This window comes from Acinetobacter cumulans (assembly GCF_003024525.3).
Lineage (GTDB): Bacteria > Pseudomonadota > Gammaproteobacteria > Pseudomonadales > Moraxellaceae > Acinetobacter > Acinetobacter cumulans.
This window is the reverse complement of sequence record NZ_CP035934.2, coordinates 1,826,259-1,844,337: the sequence shown is the minus strand read 5'-3', so window position 1 is coordinate 1,844,337 and position 18,079 is coordinate 1,826,259. Positions and strand designations below refer to the sequence as shown.

Sequence of the window (18,079 nt, the reverse complement as noted above, 5' to 3'; positions counted from 1 at the left end):
TAGTGTGCCAGATTTGGGCTATATAATGCGAATTTTGCGGACATTTGGCAATGTTAAAAGATTACAAATTTTATAGTTATGTCTGTTTTTTACATTGTAAGCCGAATTGGCTAAAACTGTTATTATCATTTGTGTAACGGATGTTTTGATGTTGAAAAATGTAAGGAGGAAAATAGTCCTGCTTTAGATCCTATTGAACCTGCGCCGTATAGTGAGTCTATAAGATTGAGTTGAATCGATCGGTTGTTGTACTCACTCTTTCAAAATTTAAATGCATAATTTGATCTATGTGGAATCAAAATTAAACGTTTAAATTTTAGTGTACTTTTATGTTGAGCTTTTCTAAATTCACATTAGATATTAAACATAAATTATGATTAAAAACAGTATTTTGGCTAATTACTCTAATTTAAGTCAGCGTATAAAGAAGAATTTGAATGTTTGGGAAATAAAAAATCTAAATCTGATGTGTTACTTAAAACAATAACTAAGGGCTCATAGTTGATCAATTTTGTACTCACTGTGTGATACAGCACTTTTTAAGAAGTACGAAATTTTGAATAGGTTTGTAGATACATTGCGTATATACAAAATTTAAAAGCCATCGAGTGTACTTCAGAAAAGTTCAAAGCCTTGGATTGACGAATGTGCTCAATATTGTTTATTGAAGTTTCTACTTGTTTGAATGGATTTTAACCACAGGAATGGCAAAAGCACTATTTATGGGATTGGTTTATGTTTCATATATATATTGATGTTATTTCGATGGTATCTGTTTGAGCATTTTTATAGCATTAATGGCAGTCTAGGTTGACGCTATTCATGAGTAAGATAAGGTTTTGAGTGGAAGATGATGAAATGGGGGGAGTGAGAACATCAGTCCAATAGTAGTTTAAAAGCAGTATGTAAATTGTCAGTATTAAAACAAAAGTACATTTTGTCGTGAGTGTTACTGTTTACTTTCAGCCTATACAGAATCTTAAATGGCTCAAATGATTGCATATAATCATTTCAGATCATATTGTTGTGCTGTGTTTAAAATATGAACAGAATGGTATGTAATACTTTATGGAAATAAATACATAAATATTGTCTATTTAAATGTTATGAGGGTGAGCTTGTGAAAAAATACATTTTAAAAAGCCTTGGACTGACCATGGTACTTAGTGCTCTTGTTGCATGTCAGACTACGCCTATGCCTCAAAAGAATGCTGCCTTGGGTTTGTTGATCTGTGAGCCAAATGAACTTTGCCCAATTGTGCAAGTGAGTTGGAATGAGCAAGCTTTAGATCATGTTGGTATTAAAGTATCATTAGATAGCGTACAACAAAATTACGATATCCAAAAAATTACCTTTAGTAATGGTACAGAAGAGTTAAGTTACGGTCCTACTGCGAAGACGACAAATCGTATGTACTTTGGTATGCACCGTTCTCAAAATAATTTTAGTATTCCTACATCGCTTGTTCATACATTGAAAGGAGATAATATTTCAATGTCAGTTCATACAAATCAAGGGACTTTAGAGCGTTATATTTATAAATCAGGCCAAGAGTCTTTAATTTTTCAGCAACTCAAATCTATACGCGTCCAAAAATAAGTATAATCATTGGCTTACATATATGAATAGACTCCAAGTGAGTAAGCTTACTTGGGGTTTTATATTGAGATCTCGAATAGTTACAAACTGTACTTGATGTATAGTCTACACGCTTGAAATCATCCGTCAGCTATCATTTGTAGAAAAAACTCACCGCGATTCAGTAAAGCACTTTATTTTACATTGATAAGAAGCTCAGTCTGAATGAAGCTAAATCTGACTTCACTTGATTGTATAAGGTTAATGAAAGCCTTAAACTGCGTGCATGATTAAACACAGAAAAGAGCTTTAAAGATGGATGCTGATTTAATTGAAGAACAGCAGTTGGTCTGTGAAGAGTATGGTTCGGCATATCGCGCCGTAAAAGAAACAGATACAGTAGCAATTGCCTTGCAAACCTTAAATAAAGAACCTGTAGTTGGTCTGCGTAAACTACCAGATGATAATAATGTATCGTGGTTTATTTATGGTGGTGAGTTAGATGCTTCAGAAGATTTTTTTGAGCTCATTAGTGTAAAAGAATTGATGAAAGAGTTCCCTGAAGCACTTCCATATTTAGCGCTGGACACTGGTTATAGGTTTATGATCGATTCAGATGATTATGAAGATGTGTGGAAAGAAGGCGATGAAGCATAAAAGTCTTTATGCATTTCTGCTGACTTGTACTGTGCTGTCATTAAGTCAGATGGCACAGTCTGAGGTGCTAACACAGCAAAATTATGATGCACAGATACAACATTATCTTGATGTAATTAAAGCAACTAAGCCTATTTTGGATGATCCAAAATCAACAGCAGATGCATCGGCGAAAAGTGAGGCTTTTTGCCAACGTATAGATGCCTATCAACGTATAGTGAAGTTGTCTGAAGACAATAGCCAACTCGATATGGCTTCTATCATGCACATGGCAGCTAAAAACTTTTTGGATCGACAGCAACAGAGTTTAACTAAATCTGGTATGACGACTGGCGCAATGTGTAAAACTACACCAGCAAAACCAGAGAAATGATTCAAAAATTGTAAAGAGAAGGCTTAAGTTGAAGCCAACTTGATAAAATGGCATATAACGACACAAAAATAGACAAAAGTGATAACTAGTTTGTATTAATATATAGGCTTAAGCTTAGACATAAATAATACTTCCCTGGTTATTTATGCTCTGGCTGAATAACTTCATCGTCATGCTTGATGTTATTCAATTAGCCACTGAAGAGTGGCTTTTTTTTGCCTTATTTTTTTCCTAAGCTTCTTGCCTCAAGTATTCACTTCATACACGGCGCTTAGTAGCCAGCTTTGGATGATTTCTAACTAAGCTTTTGAGTTGTTTTTAATAGAATAAGCCTAAGCATCCTTCTTATATCTTATACAGCTTTATTGTTTTATATCGCTTCCAAAGAGAAAGAGTATTGATACGCTTTTAAGTATCTATGTATGGGAGGACGTGTTCTACTATCGCTAATCTGGTATTGATGTACGTGTGCTGTTTTATGGATGCACAATACAAATGACGTTGTACCCGTTCAGAGAGCTGTCGTATTTCATTATTTAGGTGACTTAAGCATTGTATATATCTAATAAAAATAAGATTGAGCGAGTATTTCAGCTCAATTTTGAATTTTATGTCAAAAAATAGACAATAGTGAAGTTAATATGAATAAAAATATATGTTTGTTCGAAATTTCTCGGGGATATATCTCGTGAATTTTAAATATTATTAAGGTTTTTTAATAAAAATATATGGTGAAATTCTATGACAATCGCCGTATTGGCGTGATTAGGATGCCTTAATGGATTTGAATACTTAACAAATAGAAGAAATTATCGAAACAATGGAGTAGAGGTGATGTTCGGTTCATTCTGGAGTGAAATTTTAGCTCAGTTTTCTCATAATTCTGCGTTGTATCGTTATTTAAAACAGAAAAGGACTACTAAGTTAGATTTAACGCAGCACAACTCAATTTATTTATATGATGTCTTTGCATTGCACAATTTAAAAATTAAAGCACTTAAGGATTATCATTTTTATAATAATGAACTTTATACGCATTTCATTTCTCATTTTAAGACCAGTGCCGAGGAGTTAGAACAGTTACGTGCTGTATTAATCCTATATTTGAAACGCAAATATATACTCAATATCAGGTTGATCTTTCAATGTTAAGTGGCTTCTCAAATTCTAAGTCGCCATTACAAGAGTTTCAAACAATTGAGGCATTTGTTGAAAAGCAGTGTCCATCTTATATCAGTGAAATCTCTGCACAGCGACTTGAAGCGATGTTGGCACATCGGGAAATTAGGATCATTCATTCGCCAAATACAAGCACTGATGAGTTTGTAGTTTTTGCTTGGTTAGAAAAACTATTTATTGCCAATACGGGAGGCTCTCACCATTTGGCGGCTGCGTACTATATTGCCAAGCGATTGAATTATCCAGTGTCCTTAATTGCAAATTTAAGGTGCTATGTATTGAATGAACATTACTTCAAAATATTCGATCAACATTATGTCGCCTTTGTATTGCCAAGGGCCGAATTGGATGATGCCTTTCAATATTTTGAGCAGAGTAATATACGCTTTATAAAATTAGTCGAAAGGCATAAAGAATTAGAAATCTTCTTTTTTGCTAGATCTACAGACAATCATAAAATTATTTCTATATTCGAAGAAAAGTATCGTTCACTCAATGAGATGATTTCTTGGTGTGTCGCTAAGCAAGCTCACAACGTCGTATTACAACAAATTCTATCTAAAAATAGTTGTTTATAATGAATTGTTTAAAGAATAGATGAAATAAGACTTGCATAAACAAAAAATATACATATTATAAAAACATATAATGTTTATTGGATCATCACTCCCATGCATGACTTTCTTTGGGCTTTTTTAGGTGGCGCCCTATTAGGCATTTCTGTCGTTGGTTATTTGTATATCAATGGCAAGATTGCAGGTATTAGTGGCATGATTGGTCAGATAATACATCCAGAAGGGCTTTTGCAGAAACCCGCATTTTGGTTTTTACTAGGGATTGTCGTGATCCCATTTATTTACGGTCTATTTATACAACCAGAAATTGTACTTAATGCGAGTATATGGCAATTGATTGTTGCTGGCTTGTTAGTCGGCTTTGGTACACGCCTTGGTTCAGGTTGTACTAGTGGGCATGGTATTTGTGGAATCAGTCGGCTCTCAAAGCGTTCATTAATTGCAACAGGCATATTTATGTTAACCGGTGCTATTACAGTATTTGTGGTACGTCATGTTGTAGGAGCAGGCGCATGAAAAATATTTTTGCTTTTCTGTTTGGTGGATTATTTTCAATTGGGTTAATGCTGTCAGGTATGTCTAATCCTGAGAAAGTATTAGGCTTTTTAGATGTTGCAGGCCAGTGGGACCCGAGTCTGGCATTTGTAATGATGGGTGCAATTTTAATTGCATTTATACCATTCCAATTGGCTGTGCGCCGTAATCGACCCAAAACAGTTTTTGGTGATGCAATTGATTTACCACAAGCAACACAAATTGATTCTAAATTAATTTTAGGCGCTGCAATCTTTGGAATTGGTTGGGGGTTAACTGGTGTTTGTCCAGCACCAGCATTTACTTTAATTGGCTTAGGTTATACACAGATTTTATATTTCATTGTTGCGATGTTTATAGGCGTATTTGCCCATAAAAAAATCACAGGACATTAATTACATGGCGATAACACCTTGGATTCAAAATTTTTTTGATGAGCGGACCAATACGTTTAGTTATGTTGTTACTGATCCTGAGACAAAAAAATGCGCCGTAATTGATAGTGTATTAGATTATGATGCGGCTTCTGCGACAACGTATACCCAAAGTGCTGATCAAATTTTAGCTTTTATTCGGCAAAATAGCCTAAGCGTTGAATGGATTCTTGAAACTCATGTCCATGCAGATCATTTGACTGCGTCCCAATACCTAAAAGAAAAGGTGGGGGGTAAAGTTGCTATGAGCCACAATATTAAAATTGTGCAAGATACGTTTTCACAGATATATCATTTAGATATGAAAAGTATTAATGCTCAGCAAGTATTTGATTATCTATTTCAAGATCATGAAGTATTTAAGATTGGCAACTTATCAGCATATAACATACCAACACCTGGACATACCCCAGCATGTTTAAGCTATGTGATCGGTGACGCCGTATTTGTGGGTGATACGCTCTTTATGCCAGATTATGGAACAGCACGTTGTGACTTTCCAAAGGGCAGTGCATCGACCTTATTTGACTCGGTGCAAAACTTGTATCAATTGCCTGAGCAGACACGGGTATTTTTGTGCCATGACTATTTACCAGAAAATCGTTCCGAATATCATTGCGAAAGTAGTATTCAACTACAGAAACAGAGCAATATTCATATCAATGAAAATACTCAAAAACAAATGTTTGTTGATATGCGTCAGCGCCGTGATGCGTCATTGAGTATGCCAAAACTGATTTTACCGGCCATACAAGTGAATATGTGTGCAGGCCATTTCCCTGAGCCTGAGCAAAATGGCATTCGCTATTTAAAGCTCCCTTTGAATTATTTTAAGTAACCCATTCAATTTTATAACAAGGCTGATTATTTCAGCCTTTTTTCATTCACTAAAGCTAGTTAAAATAGCCTAAGCAAAAAAAATTAAAATAATTTCACAATTGATTAAATTCTTAATAGACCACATCATAAAGTGTATTCAAAAGTTAGCCCAAAGATAGCGTTATGATTTTAAATTTCGAACATCATGAAAATCCCAAAAGTAATTCAACCCCTATTATTTTTATTCACGGATTATTTGGTAGCTTAAGTAATTTGGGAATGCTGGCTCGAAGCTATTTTGAAACACATGATGTCATTCAAGTCGATGTTCGCAATCATGGTAAATCAGGGCATGCGACTGATATGAACTATGCAGTAATGGCTCAGGATCTTGTAGAAACCTTAGATTCTTTGAAAATTGAAAAATTCAGTTTGGTCGGGCATTCTATGGGCGGAAAAATTGCTATGTATTTAGCCCAACAACATCCGAATCGAATTGAAAAATTAGCAATACTTGATATTGTACCATTTGCATATACGCAAAATCATCATGATCAAATTTTCAAAGCATTAATAGCTGTTGAACAGGTAACTTTATCTACGCGTAGTGAAGTCATTGCATTGATGAAACAATACATTCAAGAAGAAATGGTTATTCAATTCTTATTAAAATCATGGCATAAAGGACAGTGGCTATTTAATGTAAATGCTTTATATACACATTATGCAGATATTATCTCTTGGCCAACTTCTACAGTATTTACTGGACCTACATTATTTTTAAAAGGTGAAAAATCACCGTATATTGAAAAAGATGAACATTTTGAAGCGATTCGTACCCAATTTCCAAATGCAGACATTCAAAATATTGCAGAAGCAGGACATTGGTTGCATGCAGAGCAAACCACGGCCGTACTTAATACATTAAATAGTTTTTTAAAATAATAAAATGAGTTAAGTTGAAACCATAAAGGGTTTCAATATATATGATTAAAAAAAGGGCATCTGAGCTGAATAAAGCGGAATATCAATGTGAATCCATTTATGGATTCACATTGATATTTGAAGCTTGCAACTGACCTTCTGACGTGAGTTTTTCCGCCATTTCACGCGTTTTTACTAGACCAGGCATGCGGTACTCAGTATGTCCATAATCTTGTATCGATTTCCAACGGCCACCCCAAGTTAAACCGACAGATTCTGCTACTTGGCCGTAGAGTTGATATCCGCGCATGGCCCAAGGGTCACGTTCAGAAATAACCACTTTACCATCACGTTTAAATGCAATATCGGCAGCTAAGCCAAACTGATGATAGCTTTGAAATCCTTTGGCACGAGTTGTATTAATATTCGTCGCTAAGTTATTTTGCCGTTCAGGGCTACGATATCCCTCAAGTAAAACCATCTCGTAGCCATGCTGTTCACGCATCGTTTTCATGACCATCAATAAACGCTGCTTAAAACGCGGATTCATCTTATGCCATTTACGATCAGCTCCAGCTAAATCATTATGGCTATGTGCTTCAAATACGGCGTCATCAGGCATCGTTAAATTTGTTGGGACGGTATTGGTTGCAGAGATTACTGAGTTATTCATGCTTTCTAAGGCCAATGCTTCTGCAATGGCATCTTGTACTAGGTTTTCTTCTACTTCGGCGGGTGCATCTAACATTTCACCATTTAGCATTGCAAAAATCTGTGGATCAACTTTTTTTAGATAGTCAGCTTCCATTTTTGACGCAGTCACGGGTTGAGTAAATGCAAATAATAAAATACTGGAAAACAGTACAGCTCCAGCGATTAATATCCACCATTGTTGTAAATGCCAATGCGATTGAATTTGCTCAGGTGAGGCTGCCGAATTCAGCTCATGTGCAAATTGTTTGGCATTTGTCCAACGATCTTTGCTTTTTGGAATTAAAGATGCAAAAAAACTGTGAAGTATTTGTCTAAGCTCATACGACAGCAATAATGCCGAGACAAAGCTTAAAATTACAAAACATGTAAAAAGCAGAATAATCATGATTCAGCTTTGGGTTCTTTTGGTGTTTCCTTAACTGGCGTAACTGTTTTAGTTACAGTCACCTGTAATGAGCCACGTGGAGACTCTGGTTCAGGTTCTTCAATGACGGTTGGTTTAGTCGGTTTTACGGCTGCTTTAACAACGGGCGTCGGGATAGGTGTAGGCTTAACTTGAGTTTGTAAAGGTCGAGTTTGTGCGGGATTAGGTTTTGTTGTTTTAATGGTATTAACAACAATATTTTTAGGTTCTGTTTGGGTCAAGGCAAATGGATCTTGAGTATGACCAGTAGTAGGTTGTGTCCTTGTCAGCTGTTGCGGTTTTGCTGTTGGATGTTTAAATACATTTACAGGATCAACAGCCTGAACATTAGGGTCATCATTTGAAGTATGAACTGTTTGCTCATGTTGTGTTTGCGTATGATCAGCAATATTTTCATCCGCTGTCATGACACGTGCTGGTGCTACATTCGACTCACTGAGTACATGCTCTTGTAACTCTGTAGGCTGACTTGTAAGAAGATCTGTATTTTTACTGTCACTCGCTTGCATATTCATAAAAATGAAACCTGCAATTGAAATCACAGAAACACCTGCTAAAAAACCAATCACAGCGGTTATTAGGGGTGATATTGTTGTCTTTTTAGTCGATTGTAATATTCGAACATTATTTGATTTTTCGTTTGCCATTTTATTCTAGTCTTATGGTAAATGAATGGTGATATAAGCTTGTTCTGCTGGTGCGCTAATTACGTTTTGATATTTAGATAAAGCAGCATCATTTTGTTTACCCAACATATAGTGTAAGCCCACAAAAGAAATTACAGAAAACAAAAGTAAAAAAATCAAAATCCAAAAGAATGGAAGCTCACGATGAATAATATGTTTGATTTGATCAGGTAAAGCAGCAAAAGGAGAAAATGCGACTTTTTTTCCTTTTAAATAATCAATTTCATCACCAATACGTGAGACCAATAGATTTAGATGCTCTATAGATTCAATACGATATTTACCATGAAATCCTAACAACATGCAGTAGTGATAAACCTCCAGTGCAGCCAGTCGTTCTTTACCTTTACTTCTGATCTCTTCTAATTTCTCAAAAAAACGATAGCCTGCAAGTTGTGAGCCAAACAAAGTCAGCTGTAGTGGGTTTAACATCCAATTATTTTGTAAATCAAAAAAACGTGCATCCTGTTGTGTCACAATCGTTTCATCAATTAATGCGCAAAATGCGTATTTAGCATCCTGTATATCATCGGCATTAAATTGTAATTTACGTGCTTGATGATCAAATCGATTTAATAAATCTATAATTTTTTGTTTAAAGCCTTCCGGATCTGATGGTACATATTGATTTTTTAATAAAAAAACAATGTAAAAACCATCATGTAATAAATCAACCATATTTGCAGATGCAGTTTGTGCTTTGACTTCCGTTTGTGTCGGTACATATCCAGTGCCAATCGTGCCATCATCAAACAGAGAGGGTACATTATTCTTCATATTCATTTTTATATTGCCTTATCCATTCATTACTGCAATCAATTCAATTGAAATATCTTGGAAGCCTGTCGGGATATATACACAAATCGCTTCAGAATCCAGCATGCGTTGATACAATTCATTATTTGGTTCAACTTCAAAATAGCTGACACCAGAACGAACTGGAATTGCCGTTGGGACTTGCATTAAATGTTGCAGTGTCACAGCAGGTAATGCCGCCATGACACGTTGTTCTACATCTACTGTACTACCAACTTTAAAGCGTAGAGGGACATAAGAAATTAAATCATGTGTAGGCATAACACCACTTGAAACAGCCAAATACAGGCGAGTATCACGGGTAATTTTGTCAGACTCTAAACTACCAATCCAATAAGAAGGTCGAGTTTCTTTTAAGCTAATACTGATATAGCGATTTGAAATAATCGTATCTAATAAATCACGTAATATTAGATCAAGCTGACCAAAGCTTTCTTCAAGATGGGTGTGCTTATATTCTGGCAAATGTTCGACATCGTAAGCAGTTGAAAAGGTCAACATAGAACCCGTTAAGCGCAACAACTCAAAATATAAGCGCTCTGGATGAATCAATGGATAACGCAGTAAATGATTCAGCGTTGCATGAGCTGTATTTAATGCATTCACCAACCAAAAAGACACAATATCGCCAGAACGGAATTCAATGAGTTTTTGCTCATTTTCACGGTTATTGGCCTGAATTGTCTTAATTTTCGCTTTAATAATATTTAAAGTTCTTTTTAATCCAGCCAATAAAGAATCACAGGCTGAGATATGTAAAATTGGCGGAATAAATTTAGAATCTAAGATAAAACTGCCAGAACTTTGACGCTTTAAACGACCAATTTGGATATATAAATAGCCATCTAAACTTTGAGCTGGTTCATGTGCATGTTCAAACAATTTTAACTCTGCTCGACGCTTTAATAAGGTAATGTCCGCCAAAGATGCATCTGTAAATAAATCATAGGCTTCAGTCAAGTGAGAATGATATCGACTAGACTGCGTATGTTGTTCAAAACTTAAGTTTTTCTTATTGGCTTGCATAATTGGGAGTGCCAAATATACATGCATTTCATTTTTAAGATTTAACTCATCAAGAAGTACTGGCTCTGGCAGTAAATCTTGTGCCGGCGCTTGATAAATTTCACCATCTTGCCAAATCATCTCAACTTTATTTAGAGCCAAAACTTGTGTCGAAAGTTGTACTTCATCAAAATCTAATTGTTGAATGCCATAAGCAAATGGAACAGTAGATCGTACAGTATGATTTAGTCTTTGCTCGTGATAAGCATCTTGCATTTGGAAGTGTTGGGGTCTAAGGAATAGGCCTTCTCCCCATAATATTTTTTCAGCTTTTAACATTTAAGTTACCAATCATTATTTGCATCATTATTTTGTACGCCCAACATTTCTTGGACATTTTCTAACGGATTTTCATTTTTAATGACTTGGGTTAGCCATTCATGTAATGGCATTTGGCCCCATTTAATAGTTTTTTGTAGCATATAGCTAACAGGACTATGAGGCTCATTGACTTGGAAATAATCCGAAATTTCTTGTAATAAACGCATCGCTTGATCACGATTTGCCAAATGACTTTTTTGTTGTGGTTGAAAAGAGGTTGTACTATGTTCAACATGTATATTGGCAGCCTGTTCTACATGGGGTGTTGTAACATTCATCGGTGTATCAATAGGGGTTGATGGACTGCTTTTATTTTGTTCGGTAGATTGTAAAAAAGCCTCGGCTTTATAAATTTTCTTTAAGTTCAAATGAATACTTTCAATTTGGGAGTCAATTCCAGCAAAACTTGGAGCATCTAATCCCATTAGTTGATCCATCGTATCTTTTAACAATTGCCACTGCGTTAGTGTTTCTAAAAAAGCCTGATAGTTTTGATATTGAATGCTTTTGGATGTATTGAAAAGCGCGTGATCAAATTGCTCCATTAAATTAACGGGATTTTCTTGGTCTTCATCTTCTGTATTTAATTTACGTTTTTGATTTTGTTGATGCAAAAAAGATTCGTAGTCAGAAAGGGTGTAGTACGGCGAAACATTTACCACTGGAATACTTTTGCATAATGTCGGTAAAAGATTAATAAATCCTTGCAATAAACCTAAGCGTTGATCTAAATCTTCATCTTCAATTTCGGGAAATAGCTGAAACCAATAGCTATTTAAACTCTGTTGCATTAGAGCGAGGCTTTTATGTAGGCCATCAAAACCATATAAATGTGCCCATGCTTCCATTAACCACGTATAAAGGCGAATATCCTTGCTTTTTTCAGTAAGCAACTCAATGGTTTGTGATTGAACAAAGGACCAATCTGCTTGTTTTGGTTCAGCTACCCAATCACCTTGATCCAATAAAGGGTCATCTTGTGTTTTTGCCTTTTTTATTGCATGAAATTCATTAGAAAATGAATAATCCGTACCACAAGGCTGTTGCTCGCTAATGGGCTGTAATAGGGTTTCGAGTTCTACACTCATAATTTGCCTTTATTTTTTCTGATTCTATTTAAACTATCTATTTGGCAAGAAGTAATTATAAATATCACTCCTAGCCACATTGGGGTCAAAAGTGTTTATTTAATACTTTCAACTTCTGATTTTTTGCTTTTTTTAGGTTTTACTTTCTTTGTTGTCTTCACATCTGCTACGGGATCAAGTAAATAGATAATCTCATCATCTTTCACATGAATTTCGATATGCTTAGGAATATTATTTTCACTCATAGCAACCAAAATTTTCGTTGCTAATGCAGGTAAAATAGTTGCATTCAAAATGTTATCTACATTACGTGCACCACTATCTACTTCAGTACAGCGACTTAAAAGTAATTCAATTAACTCATCGGTATAAGTTACTTGTGTTGCATATTGTTTTTCTAAGCGTGCCGTAATTTTGCCTAATTTATGATGAATAATACGAACCAGTAAATCATCAGACAATGGATAATAAGGCACAATTCGCATACGACCTAAAAATGCAGGTTTAAATTGTTTGTATAAACTTGGCTTAAGTTGCTCAAGTAATGCTTCTGCTGTAGGCCATTCTTCTATAGGTGCATTTAAGCAAGCTTGCATGATGGCACTTGAGCCTGTATTTGATGTAAGCAATATCGTTGTGTTTTTAAAATCAATCACACGACCTTCACCATCTTCGAGTGTCCCTTTATCAAAGACTTGATAAAATAATTCTTGAACATCGTTGTGTGCTTTTTCAATTTCATCGAGTAATACAACTGCATAAGGATTACGGCGCACGGCTTCGGTTAATACACCGCCTTGTCCATAACCCACATAACCAGGAGGTGCACCTTTTAATGAAGATACCGTATGTGCTTCTTGGTATTCGGACATGTTAATGGTGATTAGGTGTGATTCTCCACCATAAAGTTCATTAGCTAAAGCCAATGCAGTTTCTGTTTTACCAACACCACTTGGACCCACGAGCATAAACACACCTTGTGGTTTATTTGGATCTTCAAGCTTAGCTTTCGATGTCTTAATGCCTTGAACGAGTTGATGAAGGGCATAGTCTTGACCCATGACACGTTGTTCAAGTTTTTCTTCTAAAGTTAATATTTGTTTAATTTCATCATTGACCATTTTGCCAACAGGAATGCCAGTCCAATCGGAAATAATTTCATTAATGATTTGAGCATTTACACGTTCAAAGACCAATGGTGTTTGGCCTTGGCTTGCTTTAAGTTGTTCACGTAAGCTTGCAAGTTTTTGAATTTCTGTTTCGTCAGTTAAATCATTTATTTCAAGTTGCTGAATTTCTCGAACCCATTGTAGTTCTTGCATCCATTGAGTTTTAACCTGCTCAATTTCAGATGCTAAGAGCGACAATTGAGCTTTTAAAGCATCTAAGCGTTCATGATGAATTGGGATGTTTTTATGTTCATTTTCTAAAATGCTTAATTCAAGATTTAAATTGTGCTGTTTCGCTAGTAACTGATCCAATTTAACAGGTTGAGCATTTTGTGTTAGGGCAACCCGTGCTGCTGCGGTATCTAAAACGCTAATGGCTTTATCTGGGAGTTGACGCCCAGTAATATAACGGTGTGAAGCATGAACAGCAGTGACAATGGCTTCATCATCAATTTGCAAATTAAAATGTTGTGCCATGACTGGAATCATAGCCCGCAACATATCAATCGCAACTTCTTCGGTAGGTTCTTCAACTTTTACTACTTGGAAACGACGACTCAAAGCCGCGTCTTTTTCGAAATATTGTTTGTATTCAGCCCAAGTTGTTGCAGCGATAGTTCGTAATTCACCACGTGCTAATGCAGGTTTAAGTAAATTGGCTGCATCATTTTGTCCAGCTTGGCCACCAGCGCCAATTAATGTATGAGCTTCATCAATAAACAGAATAATAGGGTGTACTGAAGCCTGAACTTCTTGAATCACAAGTTTTAAACGATTTTCAAATTCACCTTTGACACTTGCACCAGCTTGTAACAAGCCCATATCTAATACATGCAATTGCACATTTTTTAGAGCATCTGGAACTTGGTTGTTTGCAATTTTTAAAGCCAAACCTTCAACTACAGCAGTTTTACCAACACCAGGTTCCCCAGTTAAAATGGGGTTGTTTTGACGACGGCGCATTAAAATATCGAGCATTAAGCGAATTTCAAATTCACGGCCTATGACTGGATCGATACCACCGCTTTTAGCCTTTTCAGTGAGGTTAATGGTAAATTGGTCTAAAGCAGGTGTTTTTGCAACTGGTGTGCTCATGACAGTTGAGTCTTCGTGTTCAGTATTTAAATTTTGAACTTGAAATTCATTTTCAACACTTTCATGGCATACATCTAAAAATTTATGCTTCATGGTGTCGATAGGGAAGCGTTCAAATAAGTATGAAGCACGCGCTGCAATTTGATACAAATCAGGTGCAGTCAATAAGGCTACCAATAAGTGACCACTACGAATAATAGGATTTTGTTCTGCTGATGCTAATAACCAAGCTTGTTCTAATAACCGTACAATGGATTGTGCGAAAATTGGTGTACGGGCATTGCCCTTAGGGAGTTGTGTAATACTTTCTTTTAAATCTTGACTTAGGCCATCACGCTCAATTTTGTACTTTTCAGTTAAATAATAAAGATCATTTTTTATATTTGATTGTAGTAATTCTAGAAAAAAATGTTCAATTTCGATCTCATAATTTTGTTGCGATATGCAAGTATTTGCCGATTTCTCGAGACAAATACGCGCATGAGGTGACAATTTTGTGATTAAAATTTTTAAATTATTCATAATTTTCTCAATTTTTAGACACACTTCAGCATATTAAAATTGGGTTTTGCTGAGGTACCTGATTCTAGCTGTTTTTAGTATTTTGTTTTAAATCAATTGTTTATATTAAACAAATCAAAACTATGTTGGATATTTTACATAATTTTTTAAAAAAACAAAGATAATTCCATTGCATGTTAAGACTTAAATACAAAATTATTCAAGAGAAACTGACAAAAATTGTTAATTATTTTCTATTTTTGTATTGACTTCATAGCTAGTTCTTTTGTTAGAATTGTTGGCATATTTTTTAATCAAGAATAATTGAGAGTATGATTGCAAGAAATTTGTGATCAATCTCACATGAATAATATTATATAAATTAAAATTAATACCAAGATAGAGGCTATTTTGAATAAGTATAATCTCATTTTAACGTTTGTCCTTACGGCAAGCTTAATGCAATTCAGCTTTGCAAAAGATCAGACGCAAGAAATCAGTAAATCTTGTTTAAAAGATTATCCGGTTGCTGCGGGTGATACAGATGCTGAACTCATTAATTTTTACAACCAACTTTGTGATAAAGGCAATCGAAAAAATGATGTTTTAAAACAAGAACTATCATTAAAAATTGCACAGCGCTATCAAGGTCTAGGTTATAACTTAAAAGCATTAGAAGTGATCAATCAATTGCGTAGCCAAAATGTGAGCTCACGTGAATTAACCGATGTAACATTTTTGGCTGGTGTAAGTATTGCTCAAAATGCGCTAAATCAAATGCGTTCAACAGAATTACGCTCTTTAACTGAAACGAGTTATGCACCTGCAAAACAACTCGCGGAAACCATTCGCTTTGCTCAGCCGACAGTTGAAAAGCCATTAGAATCTGAAGATGAAAGTTTTAAGAGCAAATCAAATAAGTCATCGAAGTCTTCCTTAAAATCAACGACACAATCGAAAAGAAATAAAAGCACTGTATCCGCAGATAAACCTTCAAAACCTAAAACCGTTGCAAAAACTACTGCAACTGTAAAAAAAGAACAACCCGCTGTTAAATCAGCACCTGCTCATTCTGGCTCATCTCCATTTGCGTCATTAAATAAATAAAAAAATAGGAAATTAAATTATGTCAAAGCGTGAAAGCGTTCAAAAAAAATTACAACGTATACGTCCGCCGCGTGTACAGCTCACTTACGATGTTGAAGTAGGTGATGGTAAAGAAGTAAAAGAATTACCTTTTGTTGTTGGTGTATTAGGTGACTTTTCTGCAGCTTCAGAAGTGGAAAAGACCAAGCTGAAAGATAAAAAGTTTATTAATGTTGATTTAGACAATATTGATGAAGTAATGGAATCTTTAGCACCACGTGCAAGCTTTCAAGTCGAAAATACATTGACTGAAGAAGGTGGCAAAATTGGTGTAGATTTGACCTTTACCAGCATGGCAGATTTTACTCCTGAGCATATTGTACAAAATGTAGACCCGCTTCGTAAGCTTGTGGAAGCGCGTGAGCGTTTAACTGATTTGCGTAATAAAATTTCAAATAATGAACGACTTGAAGATCTATTAGATGATGTTTTAAAAAATACAGATCAAGTACGTAAATTAAGTGCGGAGGTTGAAAGTGAATAATTTTAATACCGCTACAGCATCTGTTGCAGAAGTTGAAAACTATTCTTTACTTGATTCAATTGTTGAGCAAAGTCGTATTGCACGTAATGATCAAGAACATGACCGTGCAAAAAGCCTGATTGGCGAATTAGCCAAAGAAGTGATGGCTGGTACAATTACTGTGTCTGAAAATATGTCACTTTCAATTGATAAGCGTATTGCAGAGATTGATGCATTAATTTCACAACAATTAAGCAAAATTATGCACCATGCAGAGTTTCAAAAAATTGAATCAACTTGGCGTGGTTTATACTATTTTTGTCAAGAAACACCTTCAAACTCTTTAATTAAAATTCGTATGTTGAATACAACAAAAAAAGAATTGGTTAAAGATTTCCAAGGTGCTACAGATTTCGATCAAAGTACTTTATTCAAAAAAATCTACGAAGAAGAGTATGGTTCATTTGGTGGTGCACCTTATGCAACTTTAATTGGTGACTTCGAATTTGATCGTACACCTTCTGATATGTATTTATTAGAACAAATCTCACATGTGGCAGCAGCAGCACACGCACCATTTATTTCAGCAACGTCTTCAGACATGTTTGGTCTAGAGTCATTTACAGATATAGATCGTCCTCGTGATGTGAGTAAAATTTTTGAAACTGCTGAATATGTTCAATGGCGTTCCTTCCGTGAAAGTGATGATGCGCGGTATGTTGCGTTAACCATGCCACGTGTATTAGGTCGTTTGCCTTATCATCCTAAAGAAGGCACCGCAACGGAAGGCTTTAATTACGTTGAAGAAGTGTCTGGTGAAAACCACAATGAATATTTATGGATGAATGCCGCGTATGCCTTTGGTACACGTTTAACCAATGCCTTTGATCAGCATGGTTGGTGTGCAGCAATTCGTGGTGTTGAAGGTGGCGGTTTGGTTGAAGGTTTACCTGTTCATACCTTTAAAACCAATGATGGTGAAGTTGTATTTAAATGCCCAACTGAAATTGCAATTACAGATCGTCGTGAAAAAGAGTTAAGCGACCTCGGTTTTATTCCATTGGTACACTGTAAAAATACGGACTATGCGGCATTTTTTGGCGCACAATCAACGCAAAAACCAAAAAAATATGACAGCGATACGGCGAATGCCAATTCAGCATTATCAAGTCAAATTCAGTACATTATGGCTGTATCACGCATTGCACATTATTTAAAAGCAATGATGCGTGACAAAGTCGGTAGTTTTGCATCTGCAGGTAATGTAGAAGCCTTTTTAAACAGTTGGCTCTCACAATATGTGTTATTAGATGATGGCGCTTCTCAAGAAGCCAAAGCACAATATCCATTGCGTGAAGCTTCTGTAAAAGTTGTAGAAAACCCAGCTGAACCGGGTCACTACAAATCTGTGGTCTTTTTAAGACCGCATTTCCAGTTGGATGAGTTGTCAGTTTCATTGCGACTTGTTACTGAACTTCCTCAGTCTTCAAATTAATTTTTGATGCAACACTATAATA

General features: G+C 35.6%; 17 protein-coding genes. 11 read left to right on the top strand and 6 right to left on the bottom strand.

Annotated features, from left to right (window positions below):
* Positions 1–1,120 precede the first annotated feature (1,120 nt).
* The 8 genes from C9E88_RS08740 (at position 1,121) to C9E88_RS08705 (ending at position 7,095) form a co-directional block, all read left to right on the top strand.
* Positions 1,121–1,600 (top strand): hypothetical protein, encoded by a 480-nt coding sequence (locus tag C9E88_RS08740; RefSeq protein ID WP_106986338.1) that lies wholly within the window; start codon positions 1,121–1,123, stop codon positions 1,598–1,600.
* 294 nt (positions 1,601–1,894) lie between these two features.
* Positions 1,895–2,236: an immunity protein Imm33 domain-containing protein gene (locus C9E88_RS08735; RefSeq protein ID WP_106986337.1), complete on the top strand. Its 342-nt coding sequence runs from the start codon at positions 1,895–1,897 to the stop codon at positions 2,234–2,236.
* Complete coding sequence (locus C9E88_RS08730) at positions 2,226–2,609, top strand: hypothetical protein (RefSeq protein WP_106986336.1); 384 nt, start codon at positions 2,226–2,228, stop codon at positions 2,607–2,609. The genes C9E88_RS08735 and C9E88_RS08730 overlap by 11 nt, the downstream gene beginning before the upstream one ends.
* Positions 2,610–3,754: 1,145 nt before the next feature.
* A complete protein-coding gene (locus C9E88_RS08725) occupies positions 3,755–4,366 on the top strand; it encodes a DUF6685 family protein (protein ID WP_106986334.1) in 612 nt (203 codons plus the stop codon).
* 93 nt (positions 4,367–4,459) lie between these two features.
* Positions 4,460–4,879 (top strand): YeeE/YedE family protein, encoded by a 420-nt coding sequence (locus tag C9E88_RS08720; RefSeq protein WP_106986333.1) that lies wholly within the window; start codon positions 4,460–4,462, stop codon positions 4,877–4,879.
* Positions 4,876–5,292, top strand: coding sequence for a DUF6691 family protein (locus C9E88_RS08715; protein WP_106986332.1), 417 nt, complete (start codon positions 4,876–4,878; stop codon positions 5,290–5,292). Before C9E88_RS08720 ends, C9E88_RS08715 begins: the two co-directional genes overlap by 4 nt.
* A gap of 4 nt (positions 5,293–5,296) precedes the next feature.
* A complete protein-coding gene (locus tag C9E88_RS08710) occupies positions 5,297–6,169 on the top strand; it encodes an MBL fold metallo-hydrolase (RefSeq protein ID WP_106986331.1) in 873 nt (290 codons plus the stop codon).
* 164 nt (positions 6,170–6,333) lie between these two features.
* The gene (locus C9E88_RS08705; RefSeq protein WP_106986330.1) at positions 6,334–7,095 is read left to right on the top strand and encodes an alpha/beta fold hydrolase; all 762 of its coding nucleotides are present in this window, start codon (positions 6,334–6,336) and stop codon (positions 7,093–7,095) included.
* 97 nt (positions 7,096–7,192) lie between these two features.
* Here C9E88_RS08705 and C9E88_RS08700 read toward each other — a convergent pair whose 3' ends face one another.
* From C9E88_RS08700 to tssH, 6 genes are all read right to left on the bottom strand, one after another.
* Positions 7,193–8,173 (bottom strand): M15 family metallopeptidase, encoded by a 981-nt coding sequence (locus tag C9E88_RS08700; protein WP_106986329.1) that lies wholly within the window; start codon positions 8,171–8,173, stop codon positions 7,193–7,195.
* A complete protein-coding gene (locus C9E88_RS08695; RefSeq protein WP_130125668.1) occupies positions 8,170–8,727 on the bottom strand; it encodes a hypothetical protein in 558 nt (185 codons plus the stop codon). The genes C9E88_RS08700 and C9E88_RS08695 overlap by 4 nt, the downstream gene beginning before the upstream one ends.
* A gap of 144 nt (positions 8,728–8,871) precedes the next feature.
* Positions 8,872–9,681 (bottom strand): type IVB secretion system protein IcmH/DotU, encoded by an 810-nt coding sequence (gene icmH / locus C9E88_RS08690; RefSeq protein WP_106986327.1) that lies wholly within the window; start codon positions 9,679–9,681, stop codon positions 8,872–8,874.
* Between the two features lie 12 nt (positions 9,682–9,693).
* Positions 9,694–11,058: a type VI secretion system baseplate subunit TssK gene (gene tssK / locus C9E88_RS08685; RefSeq protein WP_106986326.1), complete on the bottom strand. Its 1,365-nt coding sequence runs from the start codon at positions 11,056–11,058 to the stop codon at positions 9,694–9,696.
* 5 nt (positions 11,059–11,063) lie between these two features.
* Positions 11,064–12,188, bottom strand: a complete 1,125-nt coding sequence (tssA, locus tag C9E88_RS08680) for a type VI secretion system protein TssA (protein ID WP_106986325.1) — start codon at positions 12,186–12,188, stop codon at positions 11,064–11,066.
* Between the two features lie 95 nt (positions 12,189–12,283).
* Positions 12,284–14,977 carry a type VI secretion system ATPase TssH gene (tssH, locus tag C9E88_RS08675; RefSeq protein ID WP_106986349.1) on the bottom strand — a complete coding sequence of 898 codons (2,694 nt, stop codon included), beginning with the start codon at positions 14,975–14,977 and terminating at the stop codon, positions 12,284–12,286.
* A 387-nt stretch (positions 14,978–15,364) separates the two neighbouring features.
* On the opposite strand from tssH, the gene C9E88_RS08670 reads away from it, so the two are divergent.
* Genes C9E88_RS08670 through tssC form a run of 3 tightly spaced genes read left to right on the top strand, consistent with a single transcriptional unit; the run spans position 15,365 to position 18,057 of the window.
* A complete protein-coding gene (locus tag C9E88_RS08670) occupies positions 15,365–16,060 on the top strand; it encodes a hypothetical protein (protein WP_227865771.1) in 696 nt (231 codons plus the stop codon).
* 19 nt (positions 16,061–16,079) lie between these two features.
* Entirely contained in the window at positions 16,080–16,583 is a 504-nt protein-coding gene (gene tssB, locus C9E88_RS08665; protein ID WP_106986323.1) for a type VI secretion system contractile sheath small subunit, read from the top strand.
* The gene (gene tssC / locus C9E88_RS08660) at positions 16,576–18,057 is read left to right on the top strand and encodes a type VI secretion system contractile sheath large subunit (protein WP_106986322.1); all 1,482 of its coding nucleotides are present in this window, start codon (positions 16,576–16,578) and stop codon (positions 18,055–18,057) included. The genes tssB and tssC overlap by 8 nt, the downstream gene beginning before the upstream one ends.
* Positions 18,058–18,079: the final 22 nt, after the last annotated feature.

Coding starts and splice junctions, on each gene's coding strand:
- C9E88_RS08735 (WP_106986337.1), top strand. CDS start 1,895: ATGGATGCTGATTTAATTGAAGAACAGCAGTTGGTCTGTGAAGAGTAT.
- C9E88_RS08730 (WP_106986336.1), top strand. CDS start 2,226: ATGAAGCATAAAAGTCTTTATGCATTTCTGCTGACTTGTACTGTGCTG.
- C9E88_RS08725 (WP_106986334.1), top strand. CDS start 3,755: ATGTTAAGTGGCTTCTCAAATTCTAAGTCGCCATTACAAGAGTTTCAA.
- C9E88_RS08720 (WP_106986333.1), top strand. CDS start 4,460: ATGCATGACTTTCTTTGGGCTTTTTTAGGTGGCGCCCTATTAGGCATT.
- C9E88_RS08715 (WP_106986332.1), top strand. CDS start 4,876: ATGAAAAATATTTTTGCTTTTCTGTTTGGTGGATTATTTTCAATTGGG.
- C9E88_RS08710 (WP_106986331.1), top strand. CDS start 5,297: ATGGCGATAACACCTTGGATTCAAAATTTTTTTGATGAGCGGACCAAT.
- C9E88_RS08705 (WP_106986330.1), top strand. CDS start 6,334: ATGATTTTAAATTTCGAACATCATGAAAATCCCAAAAGTAATTCAACC.
- C9E88_RS08700 (WP_106986329.1), bottom strand. CDS start 8,173: ATGATTATTCTGCTTTTTACATGTTTTGTAATTTTAAGCTTTGTCTCG.
- C9E88_RS08695 (WP_130125668.1), bottom strand. CDS start 8,727: ATGAATATGCAAGCGAGTGACAGTAAAAATACAGATCTTCTTACAAGT.
- icmH (WP_106986327.1), bottom strand. CDS start 9,681: ATGAATATGAAGAATAATGTACCCTCTCTGTTTGATGATGGCACGATT.
- tssK (WP_106986326.1), bottom strand. CDS start 11,058: ATGTTAAAAGCTGAAAAAATATTATGGGGAGAAGGCCTATTCCTTAGA.
- tssA (WP_106986325.1), bottom strand. CDS start 12,188: ATGAGTGTAGAACTCGAAACCCTATTACAGCCCATTAGCGAGCAACAG.
- tssB (WP_106986323.1), top strand. CDS start 16,080: ATGTCAAAGCGTGAAAGCGTTCAAAAAAAATTACAACGTATACGTCCG.